Raw genomic sequence first — 18,906 nt, forward strand, 5'->3', positions numbered from 1 at the left:
TTGCTTGAGCCCCGGATCAGTTCGCCGAGCCGTTGTCGTCGAGCAGCTTCTTGTACCAGTCGCGCAGGTCGTCGCCGCCCTTCTTCTTCCAGTCGGACACGGCCTGCTGAACGTCGCTGATCTTCTTGCGGCCCCGCACGACGTCGTCCTCGAGCTGCTCGAAGTCGTCGGCGAGGTTGGCCCAGCGGGTGGGCTCCGTGACGGTCAGCCCGAAGAAGGAGGTCTTCTTGGTGAAGGCGCCCATGCGTTGCTGCCACTCGACGATGCCCCGGGTGATGTCGGGGAAGTCGGGGTAGGCGACGTAGGGTGCGGGGTTGCCCGTGAGGTCATAGGCGCCGCTGACCTCGTTGATGCCCTGCTGCGTCTTGACCGGCAGACCGTGCTTCACCGTGTAGTCGGTGCCCTCGACGCCGTAGGCGGTGAGCATGAACTCCTTGGTGCCGTAAGGAGCCGCGCAGTAGTTGCAGAGCGCGAGGAAGTCCTTGATCTGCTGCTTGCTCGCCTTCTTGCTGACGAAGTTGAACATGCCGCCCGGCTGACCCGCCCACAGTGTGGGATCGCCGCCGTCGGGGCCGAAGATGTCGAACGCACCCATCTCGAAGTCGGGATTCTGGGTCCGCTGCTCGGCCGTCTTGCCCCACCAGTCGGAGATGTTGTTGTTGTAGACCAGAACCTGCCCGGCGGTGAAGCGGTTGGCCGCGCTGCCGCTCGCCTTGCCCGAGACCGCGTCCGGGTGGACCACCCCCGCCGCGTAGAGCTTGCGCGTCCACTCCAGGCCTGCCAGGTACTGCTCTGTCTCCACGCGGTTGACGAGCTTGCCCCCCTCCATGTTCCACCACAGCGCCCTGTCGCTGCCCGGCATAACACCGAAGATGTTGAAGGCCGTCCACTTCATGTCATCGCAGGCCCAGACCTTCGACTTGGGCTGGTTCGCCTCCTTGGCCCAGGACAGGAACTCGTCGGGGCTCTTCGGGACGGTGTAGCCCTTCTTCTTGAAGAGGTCCTTGCGGTACATGGGCGCGATGCCGACGACGTAGGAGGACGGCATCGGGACTGCGCGGAGCTGGCCGCCGAAGATGCCACGCTGCCACGCCTCGGTGGGCACGGCCGCGAGGTTCGGGTAGTCCTTGATCTTGTCGCCGGACAGGTACGGCCCGAGGTCGGCGAACTTGGCGTTGATCGCGGTGGGTATCCGGCCCGTCAGGTTCCAGTCGGGCACCACCACGGCGTCGGGGATGTCGCTGGAGGCGAGGATCGCGCCGAGCTTCTGGTCGTAGGTGACACCGTCCTGGTTCTGCCAGGTGATGTCGACGCCGACGGCCTTGTTCATGGCCGTGTAATACGGGTTGTCGCCCTTCGGCGGGCTGCCCCAGAACGGGGCCATGATCTTCAGCTTGCCCCCGCTGCCCAGCTGCTTCGCCACCGAGGTCTTCAGCTCGGCCGTCGGGATCGCCTTGGTGAAGCCGGCCGGTGAGCCGTTCTTCGCCGGGATGTCCGGGGCGACGACGCTGGAGGCCACGAATGTCGGGAGGATCTTCCGTGCCGCCTTGCCCGAGGTGGCGCCTTCCTTGCGGCCCTGCTGCCCGCCGCCGCAGGCGGTGAGCAGCGGCACCCCGCCGGCCACCGCCGCGGCGGCGACCGCGGTGGAGGCGAGGAAGCTTCTCCGGCTCGGGGCGGGGGAGGAATTCTGCGTCATGGCGTGGACCCTTCGTGGCGCACCAGGACGACACGCGGCGGAGGCGGGTCGTTCGGCTCGTGTGTCTGAAGCGGGAGCGTGTCTGAGGAGAGGGTGAGAATCACCGCTACGACGCGGACGGCTGAGCGTCGAAGCGCTTCGATGTTGCTGTGACATTAAGTGAAGGGGTCCGGACGCACAAGAGTTGATTTCAAGAAACCTCGGACGTATTTCCGGTTCGTTTCACCGGGGAGGTCACCTCGTGCACCACTTGTAACCCCTGCACGTCTTGACACCCGGCCGCATCGCGACTCAGCATCGAAGCGCTTCGAAAGCTCAACGTCCCACCTTCCAAGGGGAATAGCACGTGACCGAGCAACAGCCGCCCTTCCGCGACCCAGAGCTGCCGCACGGCAAGCGCATCGACGATCTGCTGGCCAGGCTGACGCTCGATGAGCGGATCGCGATGCTGCACCAGTTCGCACCCGCCGTGGAACGGCTCGGGGTGGCCGCCTTCCGCACCGGGCAGGAGGCCCTGCACGGAGTGGCCTGGATGGGGCCCGCGACGGTCTTCCCGCAGGCAGTCGGGCTCGGTGCGAGCTGGAACGAGGACCTGGTACGCCGGGTCGGAGAAGCCGTGGGCACCGAGGCCCGGGCCATGCGCACCCGGGACGACCGGGTCGGGCTCAACGTATGGGCGCCCACCGTGAATCTGCTGCGGAACCCGCTCTGGGGCAGGGGCGAGGAGGGCTACTCCGAGGACCCCGCCCTCACCTCGGCCATCGCGGTCGCCTACACCCGCGGGCTGCGCGGCGACGACCCTCGATACTGGCGCACGGCGCCCGTGCTCAAGCACTGGCTCGCGCACAACAACGAGACGGACCGATCCACCGCATCCGCCTCGGTGCGCCCCCGGGTGCTCCACGAGTACGACCTCCGGGCGTTCCGCGACACGGTGCAGGCCGGTTCGGTGGCGGGGGTCATGCCCGCGTACAACCTGGTCAACGGGCGGCCCAACCACCTGTCGCCGTACCTCGGCGCGCAGTTGCGCACCTGGACCGACCAGCCGCTGATGGTCTGCTCGGACGCCGGAGCCCCTTCCAACCTGGTCGACTCCGAGCACTACTTCGACACCCACGAGAAAGCCACCGCGGCGGCACTCAAGGCCGGCGTGGACAGCTTCACCGATCACGGCACGGACTCCTCGATCATGGTCGGCCGGCTCCGCGGAGCCCTGGAGCAGGGCCTGATCGACGAGTCGGACATCGACGCCGCCGTGCGCAGACAGCTCGCGGTGCGCTTCTCGCTCGGGGAGTTCGACCCCGGGTCCGACCCGTACGCGCAGATCGGACTGGACCGGTTCGACACACCCGGGCACCGGGCGCTCGCCCAGGAGGCGGCCGAGCAGTGCGTCGTCCTGCTGAAGAACGACGGCCTGCTGCCGTTGCCCGGCGGACAGCGGATCGCACTCGTCGGCCTGCTCGCCGACGAGTGCAAGCTCGACTGGTACAGCGGCACCCTCATGCACCGCTCCACCCCGCTCGACGGCCTGCGGGCCCGCTTCGGTGCGGACGCGGTGATCCATGCCGAGGGCGCCGACCGCATCCGGCTGCGGACCGCGGCCGGCTGGCTCCAGGTGCCCGGGTCCGGTGACGCGGGGCGGACCGGCGGGTCGCCCGAGGCGGCGCTCGATCCGGCGCTGCTCGCGGGCCGTACCGATCTGCCCCCGCTGACCTGCGGCGACGCCCCGTCCGAGCTGGCGCTCATCGACTGGGGCGGCGGGGTGCTCACCCTGCGAGCGGCCGACGGACGCTATCTCTCGGTGGCCGGCGACGGGTTCGTCAGGGCCTCGGCCGACCAGCCGGGCGGCTGGGTCGTGCAGGAGACGTTCAGCTGGGAGGAGCACGCGGGCGGGCACCTCCTCAAGCACACCGGGACCGGTCGGTACGTGTCTGTTGCCGCCGACGGCGCAAAGGTTGCCGAGCACGGCGATGTTTTCGAGATCGAGATGATCGAGCGCGGCGCGGATGCGGTGGCCCGGGCGGCGGCCGACGCGGACGTGGTGATCGTGGTCGCCGGAAACGACCCGCACATCAACGGCCGCGAGACCGAGGACCGTCCGACGCTGGACCTCCCCGCGCACCAGGACGGCCTCTGGCGCGCCGCCCACGCAGCGAATCCGCGGACCGCGCTGGTGCTCTGCTCGGCCTACCCGTACGCCGTGCCCGAGGCGGACGACCGGCTGCCCGCAGTGCTGTGGACCGCACACGGCGGACAGGCGGCCGGCACCGCGCTGGCCCGGGTGCTGGCCGGCGACGTCTCCCCGGCGGGCCGGCTGCCGCAGACCTGGTACGCCTCGGACGCGGAGCTCGTCGGGCTGCTGGACTACGACATCATCGGCTCGCGCCAGACGTATCTCTACTACCGGGGCACGCCGCTCTACCCGTTCGGGCACGGCCTGTCCTACACGTCCTTCGGCTACGCGGACCTGACAGCCGAACACGAGGGCGACGTCGTACAGGCCGAGTTCACGGTCACCAACACCGGCGACGTGCCGGCGGACGAGGTGGCCCAGCTCTACGCGCGGGCCGTGCACCCGTCGGTGGAGCGCCCGTCCCGCGAGCTCGTCGCGCACCGCAGGGTGCACCTGGCGCCCGGAGCCTCGCAGCGGCTGTCGTTCACCGTTCCGGTCTCCGCGCTCGGCCACTGGGATGTCGCGCACGGCCGCTGGTGGGTCGAGCCGGGAACGTACGAACTGCTGGCCGGTGCGTCCAGTACGGACATCCGCGCGGTGGCGAAACTGGACATCGGCGGCGAGCCCGCAGGTCCGCGCCCGGTGCTGACCCGCGGCCTGACGGCCGCCGACTACGACGAACAGCACGCCACCGAGATCGTGGACCGGACCAAGGTGTCCGGCGACGCGGTGACACCGGTCGCCGGGGCCACGGGTGAACTGCTCTACCGCCGCTGTGACTTCGGGCCGGCCGCGACCCGGGCCGGCGTCGTGGCGTCCGGCGAGGGCACCGTGGAACTCTCGCTGCCGAGCGGCACGGTCACGTTCCAGATCCTGCCCACCGGTGGGGTGTACGAGTACGCGACGATCGAGGCCGGATTCGAGGCCTCCGGCGTGTGCGACGTACGTCTGAAGCTGCGCGGGCCGGTGCGGCTCGCGCATATCGGTTTCTCCGGCTGAGGGTCCGGAGAAACCACGGAGGCCCGGCACCGAACTTCCCGTCCCGGTGCCGGGCCTCTGCCGTGTGCCGTTGTGCCGGGCGGATCTCCGCTCGTCAGCGACCCGGGACCCCGGACGGTCACCTCAGGGGCACCCGCACGACCCCCGACCCCTCCGCCGAGGCCCCTGCGCACTCCACCCGGTACGACCGGTCCGTCCCCTCGGCCGAGACCCGCAGCGCGTCCCCCTCACGCGCCACCCGGAACCGTGCGGCGGGCGCTCCCGAGTGGTCCGGCACGGTGACCTCGACCGGGCCCGCCGGCTGGAAGACCCGCAGGGTCAGCCCGGCCAGCCAGTCGCCGTCCGGCCGCTGGTCGTCCGCTCCCCAGGGCAGCACCGCACCGGGGCGCACGTACAGCGGCAGGCTGTCGAAGCCGTGTCTCTCGTGGCGCCACACCGGGCCGGTGACCTGCTCGCCGGTCAGCAGATGGGTCCAGGTGCCCTCCGGGAGGTAGTAGTCGACATCGCCCTCCGGGGTGAAGACGGGGGCCACCAGCAGATCGGGGCCGAGCATGTACTGGCGGTCCAGCGGCACCGCGCTGGGGTCGCCGGGGAACTCCAGCAGCATCGGGCGCATCACCGGCACCCCGGTGCGGTGCGCCTCGGCGGCGGCTCCGTACAGATACGGCATCAGCCGGTGCTTGAGCAGGGTGAACTGCCGGGCCACGTCGACGGCTTCGGTGCCGAACTCCCACGGCACCCGGTACGAGACGTTGCCGTGCAGTCTGCTGTGCGAGGACAGCAGCCCGAAGGCCAGCCAGCGCTTGAAGACCTCCGGGTCGGGGGTGCCCTCGAAGCCGCCGATGTCGTGGCTCCAGAAGCCGAAGCCGGACAGCGAGAGGGACAGCCCGCCGCGCAGCGACTCGGCCATCGCGTTGAAGGACGCGAAGCAGTCGCCGCCCCAGTGCACCGGGAACTGCTGGCCGCCGGCGGTCGCCGAGCGGGCGAAGACGAGCGCCTCACCGTCCCCGCGCTCCTTCTCCAGCAGGTCGAAGACCGTCCGGTTGTAGAGCTGCGCGTAGTAGTTGTGCATCCGCTCGGGATCGGAGCCGTCGTGCCAGACCACGTCGGTGGGGATGCGTTCGCCGAAGTCCGTCTTGAAGCAGTCCACACCCTGGTCGAGCAGGACACGCAGTTTGCCGGCGAACCACTCGCGGGCCGCGGGGTTGGTGAAGTCGACCAGCGCCATGCCGGGCTGCCACAGATCCCACTGCCAGATGTCACCGTTGGGGCGCCTGACCAGATAATCCCGCTCGGCCACCTCCGCGAACAGCGCGGATTTCTGCGCGATGTACGGGTTGATCCACATGCTGATCTTGAGCCCGCGCTCCTTGAGCCGCGCCAGCATGCCCTCCGGGTCCGGGAAGACCTCCGGATCCCAGGCGAAGTCCGACCACTGGTATTCGCGCATCCAGAAGCAGTCGAAGTGGAAGACGGACAGCGGGATCCCGCGCTCCTCCATGCCGTTGACGAAGGAGGCGACGGTCGCCTCGTCGTAGGACGTACAGAAGGAGGTGGTCAGCCACAGCCCGAACGACCAGGCGGGCGGCAGCGCCGGCCGCCCGGTCAGCGCGGTGTATCTGCGCAGCACGTCCTTGGGGGTCGGACCTGCGACGACGTAGTACTCCAGGGACTGGTCCTCTACGCTGAACTGCACCTGGCCGACGGACTCCGAGCCGACCTCGAAGGAGACCTTGCCGGGATGGTTGACGAAGACGCCATAGCCGCGCGAGGACAGGTAGAAGGGGATGTTCTTATAGGCTTGTTCGCTGCTGGTGCCGCCGTCCGCCTGCCAGATGTCGACGGACTGGCCGTTCTTGACGTACGGGGTGAAGCGCTCACCGAGACCGTAGATGCCCTCGCCGACGCCCAGCGCGAGCTGCGCGGCCATGTGGTGGGTGCCGTCGTCGACGGTCGCGAAGGCGGTGCCGCGGGACTCCACGGATGTGAGCCGGCGACCGTCGGAATCGAGGAACTGCAGGCCCCACGGTCCCTCGGTGTCGAGCCGCATGGTCAGCGGGCCGCTGGTCAACTCGGTGACCGAGCCGTCCCGGCGGGTACCGGCGGCCGCCGTGGTGTCGGCGCCGACCAGTTCGAAATCCGGCCCGCGATGGCTCTTTCCGGCATGGTGCGTGGCACGTACGCCGATGACGCCCTCGGCCGGGGAGAAGCACTCGACGGTGATCAGCGGCGTGTTGAGCGTGTCACCGCGGGCCGCTACCCGTTTCACGGCGGCATACGCGGTGACCCGGTCGGCGCCGACCTGGAGATCTCGCACTTCGGTCGCGTACGAGGCGTGTACGCCCTCGCGCATGAGCCAGAAGCCGTTGGTGAACTTCATAGAGGTTCCTTGCGTGGTGCAGAAGCGAATCGGTCACAGGAGCCGGGCCGGGAGAGACCGGCGCACAACAAATTACGCGATGTCGAAGCGCTTCGATAGAGGGATTCAAGATCCTCGGCCGGTCTGTGCTTCCGGCAGCGGAAGGCAGGGCTTCGCGCGTGCGGTGCTCAGCCCGCCGGGCGCTCCGTGTGGGCCACCGGATCGGCCAGTACCTCCTGGACGATCAGCGCCGCAGCACCGCGCGCCGCGTCGCCCGCCACGGACGAGGCGCGGAGCCGGCCGCTGCCGCGCGGCCAGAGCCCGGAGACGACCCGCCCGGTGAGCTCCCGGTCGGCGCTGGGCGACAGCCAGGGCATCAGACAGCGGTAGATACCGCCGAGCACCACCGCGTCGGGATCGAAGAGGTTCACCGCCCCGGACAGCACGCGCCCGAGCATCAGGCCGGCCTCCTCCACGGCGGCCACCGCCCGCCCGTCGCCGCCCTGCGCCCGCCGCTCGAGTTCCGAGACGCCGGTGACCCCGGCGGTCTCGTCGATCCCTGCGGCCCGCAGCAGCGCGGACTGTCCCGCGTACTGCTCGAGGCAGCCGCGTGAGCCGCAGCGGCACTCGGGGCCCGCCGCGTCCACCATCACATGGCCGATCTCACCGGCGAAGCCATGGGCGCCCCGCAGCAGTTCGCCGTCGATCACCAGTGCGCCTCCGACGCCGATCTCACCCGACAGATAGAGGAAGCTGCGGACCTTGCCGAGGTCGCCGAACCACAGCTCGGCCAGTGCGGCGAGGTTGGCCTCGTTCTCCGAGCTCACCGGCAGCGCACGGTGGGCCGGGCGGACGATCGACAGCGCCTGGGCGAAGATCCCCTCGGCCGCGACCCGGTTCCAGCCGAGGTTGGGCGCCTGGCGGACCGTGCCTCCGGCCACCAGACCGGGCAGTGCCAACTGCACACCGACGGGGCGCAGCTCCTGCTCGCGGGCGGACTCCAGAGCGCGCGCCGCGACCCGGGCGGCGCGGGCCAGTACGTCGGCCGGCGGCGCGCCGCGGTTGTCGAGGTGCTCGGTGAGCCGGACCCGGTCGGTGCCCGCCAGGTCGACCACACACACCGACACGTAGTCGATGTTGATCTCGACGCCGATGCCGGCCGGCCCGGTACGGGCAGGTTTCAGTACGGTGCCGGGGCGGCCGGCCTGCCCGCTGAACGTCTTGCCCGACTCGGCGAGGAAGCCGCTCTCCAGCAGCTGCTCGACCAGCGAGGAGACGGCCGCCCTGGTCAGCCCCACCCGACCCGCGACGCCGGCCCGGGTCGCCTCGCCCGCGTCGCGGACGGCGCGCAGTACCAGGCTGAGATTGTGCCGCCGAACGGTGTCCTTGTCGGCCTTGGGCCCGAGCGGCGTGAGGTTGTTCTTCATATCGTCGATGAGCCTATGCGACGGGGCGGGCCGGGCCGGATCTGCGGGCGGGGCGGGGCGACCGCCCGGACCGACGGCCGGCACCCATGTCGGGTGCGCGCGTCCTCTACCGGATGTGCGCCACCCGGAAGGTCAGCTTGGCCGCCTGCAGCCGGGCCAGCAGGGCATCCCCCATCGCCACCGCCGTGGTGACCTGACCGGCGGTCTGCGGCAGTTCGTCGAAGGCCAGGCTCAGCGCGGCCTCCGCGAGCATCTTCGCCGTCTCGTCGTATCCGGGGTCGCCTCCGGACACCTCGGTGAACACCCGCCGCCCGCCGCCCTCGCCCACGAACCGCGTGGTGAACCAGCTGCGGTTGCGCCGTTCCTCACTCGGCCCCTGGCCCGGAGCAACACGGCTCATCGCCCAGGACCGGGCGGGCGCCACCTGGGCCAGTGCCAGGGCCGCCCCCGCGCCCGCCACCCCGCCGAGCGCCATCGGCAGGGTCCTCACCGCCGCGTAGTGACGGTAACGGAAGTCGGGTCCGTACCGCGGCAGCGCGGCAGCGGAACGGGCCACCACCTGCGGGTCAAGGGTCGGCAGCGGCAATGCCCAGACGCCCGTCTCCCGGCTGAAGCGCGGAGTGCCGAACGGCGCTCGCACACGCCGGCCCGTCAGCCGGGGTTCGTGCAGCCGCCGTTCCCGCGCGGCGCGCAGCGTCTGGGCGCCGCGGCCCATCGCCGTCAGGGCCGAGGCGAAGGTTCCGCCGGAGAACGCGGCATGGGTGCGGAGGAAGCCGTCGACGGTCAGCGGCACGTCCTCCGGGAGCTGCTGCACCGTGAAGTACACCCCGATGTCGTTGGGCACCGAGTCGAAGCCGCACGAGTGGACCAGACGCGCCCCGGTTTCGCGGGCACGCGCATCGTGACGTACGTACATGGCGTCGACGAACTCGGGCTCGCCGGTCAGATCCGCGTAGTCGGTGCCGGCCTCCGCGCAGGCGGCCACCAGTCCCTCGCCGTACCAGACGTACGGGCCGACCGTGGTCGCCACGACCCTCGCCGACTCGGCCAGGGCGCGCAGCGAGTCCGGATCGGCCGAATCGGCGAGGAGGAGCGGCAGCGCCGCGTGCGCCGGATCGATGACGGCGAGCCGTTCCCGCAGCGCCTCCAGCTTTGCCGTGTCGCGGCCGGCCAGGGCCCAGCGGCATCCGGGCGGTGCGTTCCTGGCGAGGTACTCCGCGACGAGCCTGCCCACATAACCGGTAGCTCCGAAGAGCACGATGTCGTACTGCCTCTTCACGTTTCCCCTCCGACGTGGTCCCGCGCCGTCACCGGTGGCCGAGGTTAGCGTGAGAACAGCGGAATGCGCGCGGTTCGGAAGGTCCGGACGGCATTCCTGCTTACGGTGGGCTGCTGAGCAAACGCTCAGCCGAAAGGCTTGTGCGAAGTGAAACACGTTCTTAATATCAGTTCTTAACATCTTCGGTGTCACATCAGTTGTGTCACAGTGCTGGGGGCTTGATGGCAGCGACAGCAAGCGGTCCACTGGCCGGGGTGCGCGTGGTCGAGCTCGCGGGCATCGGGCCGGGCCCGTTCGCCGCGATGCTCCTCGCGGACCTCGGCGCCGATGTCGTCCGGGTCGACCGGCCCGGCGGCGCCGGTCTCGCGATCGACCCGGCGTGCGATCTCACCAACCGCAACAAGCGCTCGGTCGTCATCGACCTCAAGGCGAGGGACGGCGCCGCCCGGGTGCTCGACCTGGTGGACCGCGCCGACATCCTGATCGAGGGGTACCGGCCGGGCGTGGCCGAGCGGCTCGGCGTGGGACCGGAGCCGTGTCACGCCCGCAACCCGAAACTCGTGTACGGGCGGATGACGGGCTGGGGCCAGCAGGGGCCGCTCGCCGACCGCGCCGGGCACGACATCGCGTACATCGCCGTCACCGGCACCCTGAGCATGATCGGCAGCGCCGAAGGACCGCCCGCGATCCCGGCCAACCTGCTCGGGGATTACGCGGGAGGTTCGCTCTACCTGGTCGTCGGTGTGCTCGCCGCGCTGCAGCACGCGCGCACGGACGGCGGCAACGGGCAGGTGGTGGACGCCGCGATCGTGGACGGGGCGGCACATCTGGGCACGATGATCCAAGGCATGCTGGCGGCCGGTGTCTGGCGGGACAGGCGTGGGTCGAACCTGCTCGACGGCGGTTGCCCCTTCTACGGCACGTACCGGACGTCGGACGGGGCCTATATGGCGGTGGGCGCCCTGGAGGAGCAGTTCTACGACGAGTTCACCGGTCTGCTCGGGATCAGCGGTGTCGTGCCGGCCCGCGACGACCCGGCACGCTGGGCAGAGCTCCGTACCGTCATCGCCGGCCGCTTCGCGACCAGGACGCGTGCGGAGTGGACCAAGGTGTTCGAGGGCTCCGATGCCTGTGTGGCGCCGGTGCTCTCGCTGCGCGAGGCCCCGGAGCATCCGCACATCGCCGCCCGCGGAACCTTCGTCGAACACAGCGGCATGACACAACCCGCACCCGCGCCACGCTTCTCCGCGACGCCGGGCTCCATCCGCCGGGGCCCGGCCGGGCCCGGCGCGGACACCGCGGAAGTGGCCCGGGACTGGGATGTGCCCGCCATCGTCGCAGCGCCGGAGCAGACGGTGCGGGAGCAGACGGTGCGGGAGCCGCTGGTGCGGGACCTCGGAGCACAGCCGCCCGGAGCCCCGGAGAAGGAGAACCGTTGAAGCGCCAGATCTTCACCGCCGACCACGACGCGTTCCGCGAGAGCGTCCGCACCTTCCTCGCCAAGGAGGTCCTGCCGCACTACGAACAGTGGGAACGGGACGGCATCGTCTCCCGGGAAGCCTGGCTGGCGGCCGGCCGACAGGGCCTGCTCGGACTCGCGGTGCCCGAGGAGTACGGCGGGGGCGGGAACGCCGACTTCCGCTACAGCGCGGTCATCGCCGAGGAGTTCACCCGCGCCGGCGTGGCCGGACTGGCGCTCGGCCTGCACAACGACATCATCGGCCCGTATCTGACCGGCCTCGCCACCGACGAACAGAAGCGGCGCTGGCTCCCCGGCTTCTGCAGCGGCGAGACCATCACCGCGATAGCGATGACCGAACCGGGTGCGGGCTCCGACCTCCAGGGGATCCGTACACACGCCGAGGACCGCGGTGATCACTGGGTCCTCAACGGTTCCAAGACCTTCATCTCCAACGGGATCCTCGCCGATCTGGTGATCGTGGTCGCCAGGACATCACCCGACGGCGGTGCGAAGGGACTGTCACTGCTGGTCGTCGAGCGTGGCATGGCCGGCTTCGAGCGTGGCCGCAACCTCGACAAGATCGGCCAGAAGTCCCAGGACACCGCAGAGCTGTTCTTCAACGACGTACGCGTGCCCGAGGAGAACCTGCTCGGCGAACTCAACGGTGCCTTCATCCACCTGATGACCAACCTCGCCCAGGAGCGGATGGGGATCGCCGTCGCCGGCGTCGCGGCGGCCGAGCACCTCCTCGAGATCACCATGGAGTACGTCAAGGAGCGCGAGGCCTTCGGGCGGCCGCTGTCGAAGCTGCAGCACATCCGCTTCGAGATAGCCGAGATGGCCACCGAGTGCGCCGTCACCCGTACCTTCCTCGACCGCTGCATCGTGGACCACTCGGACGGTGAGCTCGACGCCGTACACGCCTCGATGGCCAAGTGGTGGGCCACCGAGCTGCAGAAACGGGTCGCCGACCGCTGCCTCCAACTGCACGGCGGTTATGGGTACATGACCGAGTACCGGGTCGCCAGGGCGTTCACCGACGGCCGTATCCAGACCATCTACGGCGGCACCACCGAGATCATGAAGGAGATCATCGGCCGTTCACTCCTCGGCTAGCCGACAGCACCCCGCCCGTCACCCGCCCCTCCGTTCCGTCATCCGAAAGGCTGTTGTCTTGAGTACCGAAGCGTTTGTCTACGACGCGATCCGCACCCCGCGCGGGCGCGGCAAGGCCAATGGCGCCCTGCACGGCACCAAACCGATCGACCTGGTCGTCGGGCTGATCCAGGAGATGCGCCGACGGTTCCCCGGCCTCGATCCGGCCGCCATCGACGACATCGTGCTCGGCGTGGTCAGCCCGGTGGGCGACCAGGGCTCCGACATCGCCCGTACGGCGGCCATCGCCGCCGGGCTGCCGGACAGCGTCGCCGGCGTGCAGGAGAACAGGTTCTGCGCCTCCGGACTGGAAGCCGTCAACCTGGCGGCCGCGAAGATCCGTTCGGGCTGGGAGGACCTGATCCTGGCCGGTGGCGTCGAGTCGATGTCCCGGGTCGCGATGGGCTCCGACGGCGGTGCCTGGGCCATGGACCCGATGACCAACTGGGACACCGGCTTCGCGCCCCAGGGCGTCGGCGCCGACCTGATCGCCACCATCGAGGGTTTCACCCGTCACGACGTCGACTCCTACGCCGCGCTGTCCCAGGAGCGGGCGGCCGAGGCCTGGAAGGACGGTCGCTTCAAGCGTTCCGTCGTGCCGGTCGTCGACCGCAACGGCCTCGTCGTCCTCGACCACGACGAGCACATGCGTCCCGGCACCACGGCGGAATCACTCGCCGCTCTGAAGCCCTCCTTCGCCACCATCGGCGAGATGGGCGGCTTCGACGCGGTGGCGCTGCAGAAGTACCACTGGGTCGAGAAGATCGACCACGTCCACCACGCGGGGAACTCCTCCGGCATCGTGGACGGCGCGTCGCTCGTCGCCATCGGCTCCGGCCAGGTCGGCGAGCGCTACGGCCTCGTCCCCCGGGCCCGGATCGTCTCGGCGGCCGTCTCCGGGTCCGAGCCGACCATCATGCTCACCGGTCCCGCGCCCGCCAGCCGCAAGGCCCTCGCCAAGGCCGGTCTGACCATCGGCGACATCGACCTGATCGAGATGAACGAGGCCTTCGCCGGCGTGGTGCTGCGTTTCGCCAGGGACATGGAGGTGCCGCTCGACAAGATCAACGTCAATGGCGGTGCCATCGCCCTCGGCCACCCGCTCGGGGCCACCGGCGCGATGATCCTCGGCACCCTCGTCGACGAACTGGAGCGCCGCGACCAGCGCTACGGCCTGGTCACGCTCTGCGTCGGCGGCGGCATGGGTGTCGCCACCGTCATCGAGCGTCTCTGACCACGTCCCTTCCCTTACGGCCCGCACGGAGCAGCCACACCATGAGCGAGAACACCACCATCCGCTGGGAACAGGACGAGACCGGCGTGGTCACCCTGGTACTCGACGACCCCAACCAGTCCGCCAACACCATGAACCAGGCCTTCGAGGACTCGATCGCGGCCGTCGCCGACCGCGCCGTGGCCGAGCGGGACAGCATCCGCGGCATCATCTACACCTCCGCCAAGAAGACCTTCTTCGCGGGCGGCGACCTCAAGGAAATGATCAAGATCGGGCCGCGCGAGGCCCAGCAGGCCTTCGACACCGGCATGGCCATCAAGAACTCCCTGCGCCGCATCGAGACCCTGGGCAAGCCGGTCGTCGCCGCCCTCAACGGCGCCGCGCTCGGCGGTGGTTACGAGATCGCGCTCGCCAGCCACCACCGCATCGCCCTCGACGCGCCCGGCTCCAAGATCGGCCTGCCCGAGGTCACCCTCGGGCTGCTGCCCGCCGCCGGTGGCGTCACCCGCACCGTACGGCTGATGGGCATCGCCGACGCGCTGCTGAAGGTGCTCCTGCAGGGCACCCAGTACACGCCGCAGCGTGCGCTGGAGAACGGGCTGGTCCACGAGGTCGCCGCCACCCGCGAGGAGCTGCTCGCCAAGGCGCGCGCCTTCATCGAAGCCCACCCCGAGTCGCAGCAGCCCTGGGACGTCAAGGGATACAAGATCCCCGGCGGCACCCCGTCGAACCCCCGGTTCGCGGCGAACCTGCCGGCCTTCCCCGCCAACCTGAAGAAGCAGCTGCAGGGCGCTCCGTACCCGGCGCCGCGCAACATCCTCGCGGCGGCTGTCGAGGGCTCACAGGTCGACTTCGAGACCGCGCAGGCCATCGAGGCCCGGTACTTCACCGAGCTGGTCACCGGACAGACCGCGAAGAACATGATCCAGGCGTTCTTCTTCGACCTGCAGGCCGTCAACTCCGGGGCCAGCCGCCCGCAGGGCATCGAACAGCGCCCGGTCCGCAAGGTCGCGGTGCTCGGTGCCGGGATGATGGGCGCGGGTATCGCGTACTCCTGTGCCCGCGCGGGCATCGAGGTGGTGCTCAAGGACGTGTCGGCGGAGGCCGCGCAGCGGGGCAAGGCGTACTCGGAGAAGCTGCTCGCCAAGGCACTCTCCCGCGGCCGTACCACCGAGGCGAAGCGGGACGCGCTGCTCGCCCGCATCACTCCGACCGGTGATCCGGCGGACCTGGCCGGCTGCGACGCGGTGATCGAGGCGGTCTTCGAGGACGCGGCCCTCAAGCACAAGGTGTTCCAGGAGATCGAAGGCGTCGTCGAGCCCGACGCGCTGCTCTGCTCCAACACCTCCACGCTGCCCATCACCCTGCTCTCCGAAGGGGTCTCACGGCAGGCCGACTTCATCGGGCTGCACTTCTTCTCACCCGTCGACAAGATGCCGCTGGTCGAGATCATCAAGGGCGAGCGGACCGGCGACGAGGCTCTGGCACGCGCCTTCGACCTGGTGCGGCAGATCAAGAAGACGCCGATCGTCGTCAACGACTCGCGGGGCTTCTTCACCTCCCGGGTCATCGGTCAGTTCATCAACGAGGGCGTCGCCATGATCGGTGAGGGCGTCGATCCCGCGTCGGTCGAACAGGCCGCAGCGCAGGCCGGGTATCCGGCCAAGGTGCTCTCCCTGATGGACGAGCTGACGCTCACCCTGCCCCGCAAGATCCGCAACGAGGCCAAGCGCGCGGCCGAGGAGGCCGGTGGCACCTGGTCCGGGCACCCGTCGGACGCGGTCATCGACCGGATGGTCGACGAGTTCGGCCGCACCGGCCGCAGCGGGGGAGCGGGCTTCTACGAGTACGTGGACGGCAAGCGGGCCGGTCTCTGGCCGGGGCTGCGCGAGCACTTCACCCGGGCCGGCGCGGACGTCCCCTTCGCCGACATGCAGGAGCGGATGCTCTTCTCCGAGGCGCTGGACAGCGTCCGCTGCCTGGAGGAAGGCGTCCTCACCTCGGTCGCCGACGCCAACATCGGCTCCATCCTCGGCATCGGCTTCCCCGGCTGGACGGGCGGGGTGATCCAGTACATCAACGGCTACCCGGGCGGGCCTGCCGGCTTCGTGTCCCGCGCCCAGGAACTGGCCGAACGCTACGGCTCGCGCTTCGAGCCGCCCGCGCTGCTGCTGGAGAAGGCGGCGAAGGGCGAGCAGTTCGGCTGAGCCCACCGCGGGCAGGGGGGAGCTGCGCGGCCCGGCGGTTCATCCGTCGGTGTACCGGGCGCGCAGTTCCTCCTTCAGTGACCGCTGGAAAGCGGTCACCAGGGCCTGCACCACCATCGGCTGCATGTGGGCGGAGAGCGACTTCATCGCCTCCACCGCCTCGGGGTCGTGCTCACGCTCGCGGTACGGCCCCCACACCTGTTCCTGGAAGAGTCTGGTCAGCTCCTTCGCCGCGGCCCGGGTGTGTTCGAGCACCACGGTGCGGGCAGCCAGGATCGTCTCGTGCGCGATGGGTACGTCCAGCAGCTGGACGCCGAGCGCGAGCAGGCCGGTGTCCACCCGGAACACGTCAAGATCGCCGGCCGCCCGCTCCAGTACGTTCATCGCGGCCAGCCGGTCGATGTCGCCGTCGGACAGCGCCCGGCCCGCCCGCCGCTCCAACTCGGCACGGCTCGCCTCATCGGCGCCCTCGGGCGCCCACGAGGCCACCACCGCGCGGTGGATCGCCAGATCATGTGCGCTGAGATCCTCCGGCAGCTGCTGCAGATAGCGCTCGATCGCGGCCAGCGTCATCCCGTGATGCTGCAACTCCTCGATGAGGGCGAGCCGGGACAGGTGCGCCGCCCCGTACAGGCCGACCCGCCGCGGGCCGATCACCGGCGGATGCAGCAGGCCGCGGGAGCTGTAGAAGCGGACGGTGCGTACGGTGACCCCGGCGCGCGCGGCCAGTTCGTCGACGGTGAAGGCCGTCTCCTCGGTCTCCGTCGCCATGGCGGTGCCTCGTTCCGTGTTCGGCGGTCTGCGCTACCGGTGTTACGGTCCCGGTCGATCCGGTGCAACAGTATTGCTGTCTCACCGGGAGTGTGAAAGGGGCCGATGACCAGAACGCGGCCGTCGCATACTGGATCACATACGGACCGGATCCGTGCCGGACCCGCGTGACCCCCTGGGAGCCCGCATGAGCAGCCGCGTCACCCCGCCCGCCCCGCCGCCGCCCGGCGGGGTGCTGTGGAGCGAGGCCGGCGACATCCGAATGCTGCTCACGCTGCCTGCCGCACTGACCATGCAGGTGGCGCACCCGGCCGTCGGGGCGGGTGTCGACGAGTACTCCGTCTTCCGCACGGACCCCTGGGGCCGCGGTGAACGCTCGCTGCGTTCGGTGCAGCTGTGGGTCTACGGCGGCGAGGCAGCAGCCGAAGAGGGGCGCCGACTGCGGCGGCTGCACCGGACCATGCAGGGCACCGACACCCGGGGCCGCCGCTACCACGCCCTGGCCGGCCCGACCTACGCATGGGTGCATGCCACCGGCTTCCCGGTGTTCGTACACGGCCGGAGGTACCTCGGCCGCCCCTACACCGAGGCACAGGAACGTCAGCTGTACGCGGAATGGCTCCAGGTCGGACGGATCCTCGGCATCAACGATCGGGACATGCCGCAGACCATCGAGGAGTTCTGGCCGTACTACCGGAAGATGCTGGCCGACGAGATCGAGGCCACCACGGTGGTCAGGGAGTTGGTCAGCGTCGACACCCCGGTGCCGCCGCCGGACCGCGGCCCCCGGCCGGTCCGGCTGCTGCTGCGGGCGCTGTGGCCGGTACTGCTGCCGCCGCTGGCACGTTTTCGGCGCTTCGTCACCATCGGCCTGATGCCGCCGGACGCACGGGAGGCCATAGGCCTGCCGTGGACGCCGTCCCAGGAGCGAGCACTGCGCCGCTTCGGGCTGGTCGTCCGCGCCGTGGTCCCGGTGCTGCCCGGGCGGGTGCGGTATCTGCCGCTGGCCCGCGAGGCACGTGCGGCGCGGGCCCGTGCGGGGCGGGCCGGTGCGGGGCGGGCCCGCGTCAGGCGCTGACCCGCCGCACCAGTTCGGTCGGCGTGATCATGGAGTCCGGCGGGGAGACCCCCTCCCGGTCGAGGCGCCGGACCAGTACCTGAACCATCAGTCGGCCCATGCCTTCGATGTCCTGACCGATCGTGGTGAGCGGAGGATCGGTGGTTTCCGCGACATTGACCATGTTGTCGAAGCCGACCACCGCCACGTCGTCGGGGACCCGCCTGCCGTGCTTCCGCAGCACCTCCAGCGCGCCGGACGCCATCAGATCGTTGGCGGCGAACACGCCGTCCACCTCCGGGTGGCACGCCAGCAGTTCGGTCATCGCCACGGCCCCGCTCCCGGCCGTGAAGTCACCCTGCGCGGTCAGGCCCGGGTCGACGTCGAGCAGCACGTCCCGGTAACCGTCGAGCCTGTCGATGGCCGACGTCTGGTCCTGGGGGCCGGCGATATGAGCGATGCGCTGCCGGCCGAGCGACACCAGGTGCTGAACGGCTGCACGGGCCCCGCCCCGGTTGTCGCAGTCCACATAGGGCACGGCCAGATCGGATTCCGGACCCGCCCACACCGGGCGGCCGCCGAACACGGTCGGGATGCCGACCTTGTGGGTGACCGCGGGCAGCGGGTCCTCGGTGTGCAGCGAGAACGCCAGGGCCCCGTCGACGTGGCCACCGGCCAGGTAGCGCGCGATCCGGTCGTAGTCCCCGCTGCCCTCCACCAGAAGCAGCACCAGCTGCGAGTCGTGGGCGGTCAGCTCCCGGCTGATCCCCCGGAGCTGCAGGGAGAAGAACGGATCCGAGAAGATCCGGATCTCCGGCTCGGCGATGATCACGGCGACCGCACCGTTGCGCCGGGTGACCAGCGTCCTGGCCGCATGGTTCGGCACGTATCCGAGTTCATCGACGGCCTGCCGGACCCGCTCGACCAGCGGCCGGCGCACGCCGTCGCCACCGTTGACCACCCGCGAAGCCGTCGCCCGGGACACACCCGCACGGGCCGCCACGGCCTCCAGGGTGGGCCGCGAGCCGGGGATCGAATCGGGCAACGGGGGCTCCTCGTCGGCGTGGCTGCCGGTCCGCTGGTCGTA

General features: G+C 70.4%; 12 protein-coding genes. 6 read left to right on the forward strand and 6 right to left on the reverse strand.

The window, feature by feature from the left end:
• Positions 1-16: 16 nt before the first annotated feature.
• Positions 17-1,696 carry an extracellular solute-binding protein gene (locus AB0M87_RS21540; RefSeq protein WP_365855229.1) on the reverse strand — a complete coding sequence of 560 codons (1,680 nt, stop codon included), beginning with the start codon at positions 1,694-1,696 and terminating at the stop codon, positions 17-19.
• Between the two features lie 346 nt (positions 1,697-2,042).
• Here AB0M87_RS21540 and AB0M87_RS21545 point away from each other — a divergent pair, with 346 nt between their 5' ends.
• Complete coding sequence (locus tag AB0M87_RS21545) at positions 2,043-4,868, forward strand: glycoside hydrolase family 3 C-terminal domain-containing protein (protein ID WP_365855231.1); 2,826 nt, start codon at positions 2,043-2,045, stop codon at positions 4,866-4,868.
• A 118-nt stretch (positions 4,869-4,986) separates the two neighbouring features.
• On the opposite strand, the gene yicI is transcribed toward AB0M87_RS21545, so the two are convergent.
• The 3 genes from yicI to AB0M87_RS21560 all read right to left on the reverse strand — a co-directional run bounded on the left by yicI (position 4,987) and on the right by AB0M87_RS21560 (position 9,933).
• Positions 4,987-7,248, reverse strand: coding sequence for an alpha-xylosidase (gene yicI, locus AB0M87_RS21550; RefSeq protein ID WP_365855233.1), 2,262 nt, complete (start codon positions 7,246-7,248; stop codon positions 4,987-4,989).
• 167 nt (positions 7,249-7,415) lie between these two features.
• Entirely contained in the window at positions 7,416-8,654 is a 1,239-nt protein-coding gene (locus AB0M87_RS21555; protein ID WP_365855235.1) for an ROK family protein, read from the reverse strand.
• 106 nt (positions 8,655-8,760) lie between these two features.
• Positions 8,761-9,933 carry a saccharopine dehydrogenase NADP-binding domain-containing protein gene (locus AB0M87_RS21560; RefSeq protein WP_365855237.1) on the reverse strand — a complete coding sequence of 391 codons (1,173 nt, stop codon included), beginning with the start codon at positions 9,931-9,933 and terminating at the stop codon, positions 8,761-8,763.
• Positions 9,934-10,154: 221 nt separating this feature from the next.
• On the opposite strand from AB0M87_RS21560, the gene AB0M87_RS21565 reads away from it, so the two are divergent.
• The 4 genes from AB0M87_RS21565 to AB0M87_RS21580 are packed head-to-tail and all read left to right on the forward strand — an operon-like array spanning position 10,155 to position 15,991.
• Positions 10,155-11,372, forward strand: coding sequence for a CaiB/BaiF CoA-transferase family protein (locus AB0M87_RS21565; RefSeq protein ID WP_365855239.1), 1,218 nt, complete (start codon positions 10,155-10,157; stop codon positions 11,370-11,372).
• Positions 11,369-12,511, forward strand: coding sequence for an acyl-CoA dehydrogenase family protein (locus tag AB0M87_RS21570; RefSeq protein ID WP_365855241.1), 1,143 nt, complete (start codon positions 11,369-11,371; stop codon positions 12,509-12,511). Before AB0M87_RS21565 ends, AB0M87_RS21570 begins: the two co-directional genes overlap by 4 nt.
• A gap of 58 nt (positions 12,512-12,569) precedes the next feature.
• The gene (locus AB0M87_RS21575) at positions 12,570-13,784 is read left to right on the forward strand and encodes an acetyl-CoA C-acetyltransferase (RefSeq protein ID WP_365855243.1); all 1,215 of its coding nucleotides are present in this window, start codon (positions 12,570-12,572) and stop codon (positions 13,782-13,784) included.
• Positions 13,785-13,825: 41 nt separating this feature from the next.
• A complete protein-coding gene (locus AB0M87_RS21580) occupies positions 13,826-15,991 on the forward strand; it encodes a 3-hydroxyacyl-CoA dehydrogenase NAD-binding domain-containing protein (RefSeq protein ID WP_365855245.1) in 2,166 nt (721 codons plus the stop codon).
• A gap of 39 nt (positions 15,992-16,030) precedes the next feature.
• Here the strand turns inward: AB0M87_RS21580 and AB0M87_RS21585 are convergent, their stop codons facing one another.
• The gene (locus AB0M87_RS21585) at positions 16,031-16,762 is read right to left on the reverse strand and encodes a MerR family transcriptional regulator (RefSeq protein WP_365855247.1); all 732 of its coding nucleotides are present in this window, start codon (positions 16,760-16,762) and stop codon (positions 16,031-16,033) included.
• A 187-nt stretch (positions 16,763-16,949) separates the two neighbouring features.
• Between AB0M87_RS21585 and AB0M87_RS21590 the strand changes: the two genes are divergently transcribed.
• Positions 16,950-17,840: an oxygenase MpaB family protein gene (locus AB0M87_RS21590; protein WP_365855249.1), complete on the forward strand. Its 891-nt coding sequence runs from the start codon at positions 16,950-16,952 to the stop codon at positions 17,838-17,840.
• Here AB0M87_RS21590 and AB0M87_RS21595 read toward each other — a convergent pair.
• Entirely contained in the window at positions 17,830-18,864 is a 1,035-nt protein-coding gene (locus tag AB0M87_RS21595) for a LacI family DNA-binding transcriptional regulator (RefSeq protein WP_365855251.1), read from the reverse strand. The two genes, AB0M87_RS21590 and AB0M87_RS21595, sit on opposite strands and share 11 nt — an antisense overlap.
• Between the last annotated feature and the right edge of the window lie 42 nt (positions 18,865-18,906).

Origin of the sequence: Streptomyces sp. NPDC051320 (genome assembly GCF_040682175.1) — a bacterium.
In the GTDB taxonomy this organism is placed as follows: domain Bacteria; phylum Actinomycetota; class Actinomycetes; order Streptomycetales; family Streptomycetaceae; genus Streptomyces.

Bases quoted from the DNA above. Each gene is read 5' to 3' on its own strand.
- AB0M87_RS21565 (WP_365855239.1), top strand. From the start codon at position 10,155: ATGGCAGCGACAGCAAGCGGTCCACTGGCCGGGGTGCGCGTGGTCGAG.
- AB0M87_RS21580 (WP_365855245.1), top strand. From the start codon at position 13,826: ATGAGCGAGAACACCACCATCCGCTGGGAACAGGACGAGACCGGCGTG.
- yicI (WP_365855233.1), bottom strand. From the start codon at position 7,248: ATGAAGTTCACCAACGGCTTCTGGCTCATGCGCGAGGGCGTACACGCC.
- AB0M87_RS21555 (WP_365855235.1), bottom strand. From the start codon at position 8,654: ATGAAGAACAACCTCACGCCGCTCGGGCCCAAGGCCGACAAGGACACC.
- AB0M87_RS21540 (WP_365855229.1), bottom strand. From the start codon at position 1,696: ATGACGCAGAATTCCTCCCCCGCCCCGAGCCGGAGAAGCTTCCTCGCC.
- AB0M87_RS21590 (WP_365855249.1), top strand. From the start codon at position 16,950: ATGAGCAGCCGCGTCACCCCGCCCGCCCCGCCGCCGCCCGGCGGGGTG.
- AB0M87_RS21585 (WP_365855247.1), bottom strand. From the start codon at position 16,762: ATGGCGACGGAGACCGAGGAGACGGCCTTCACCGTCGACGAACTGGCC.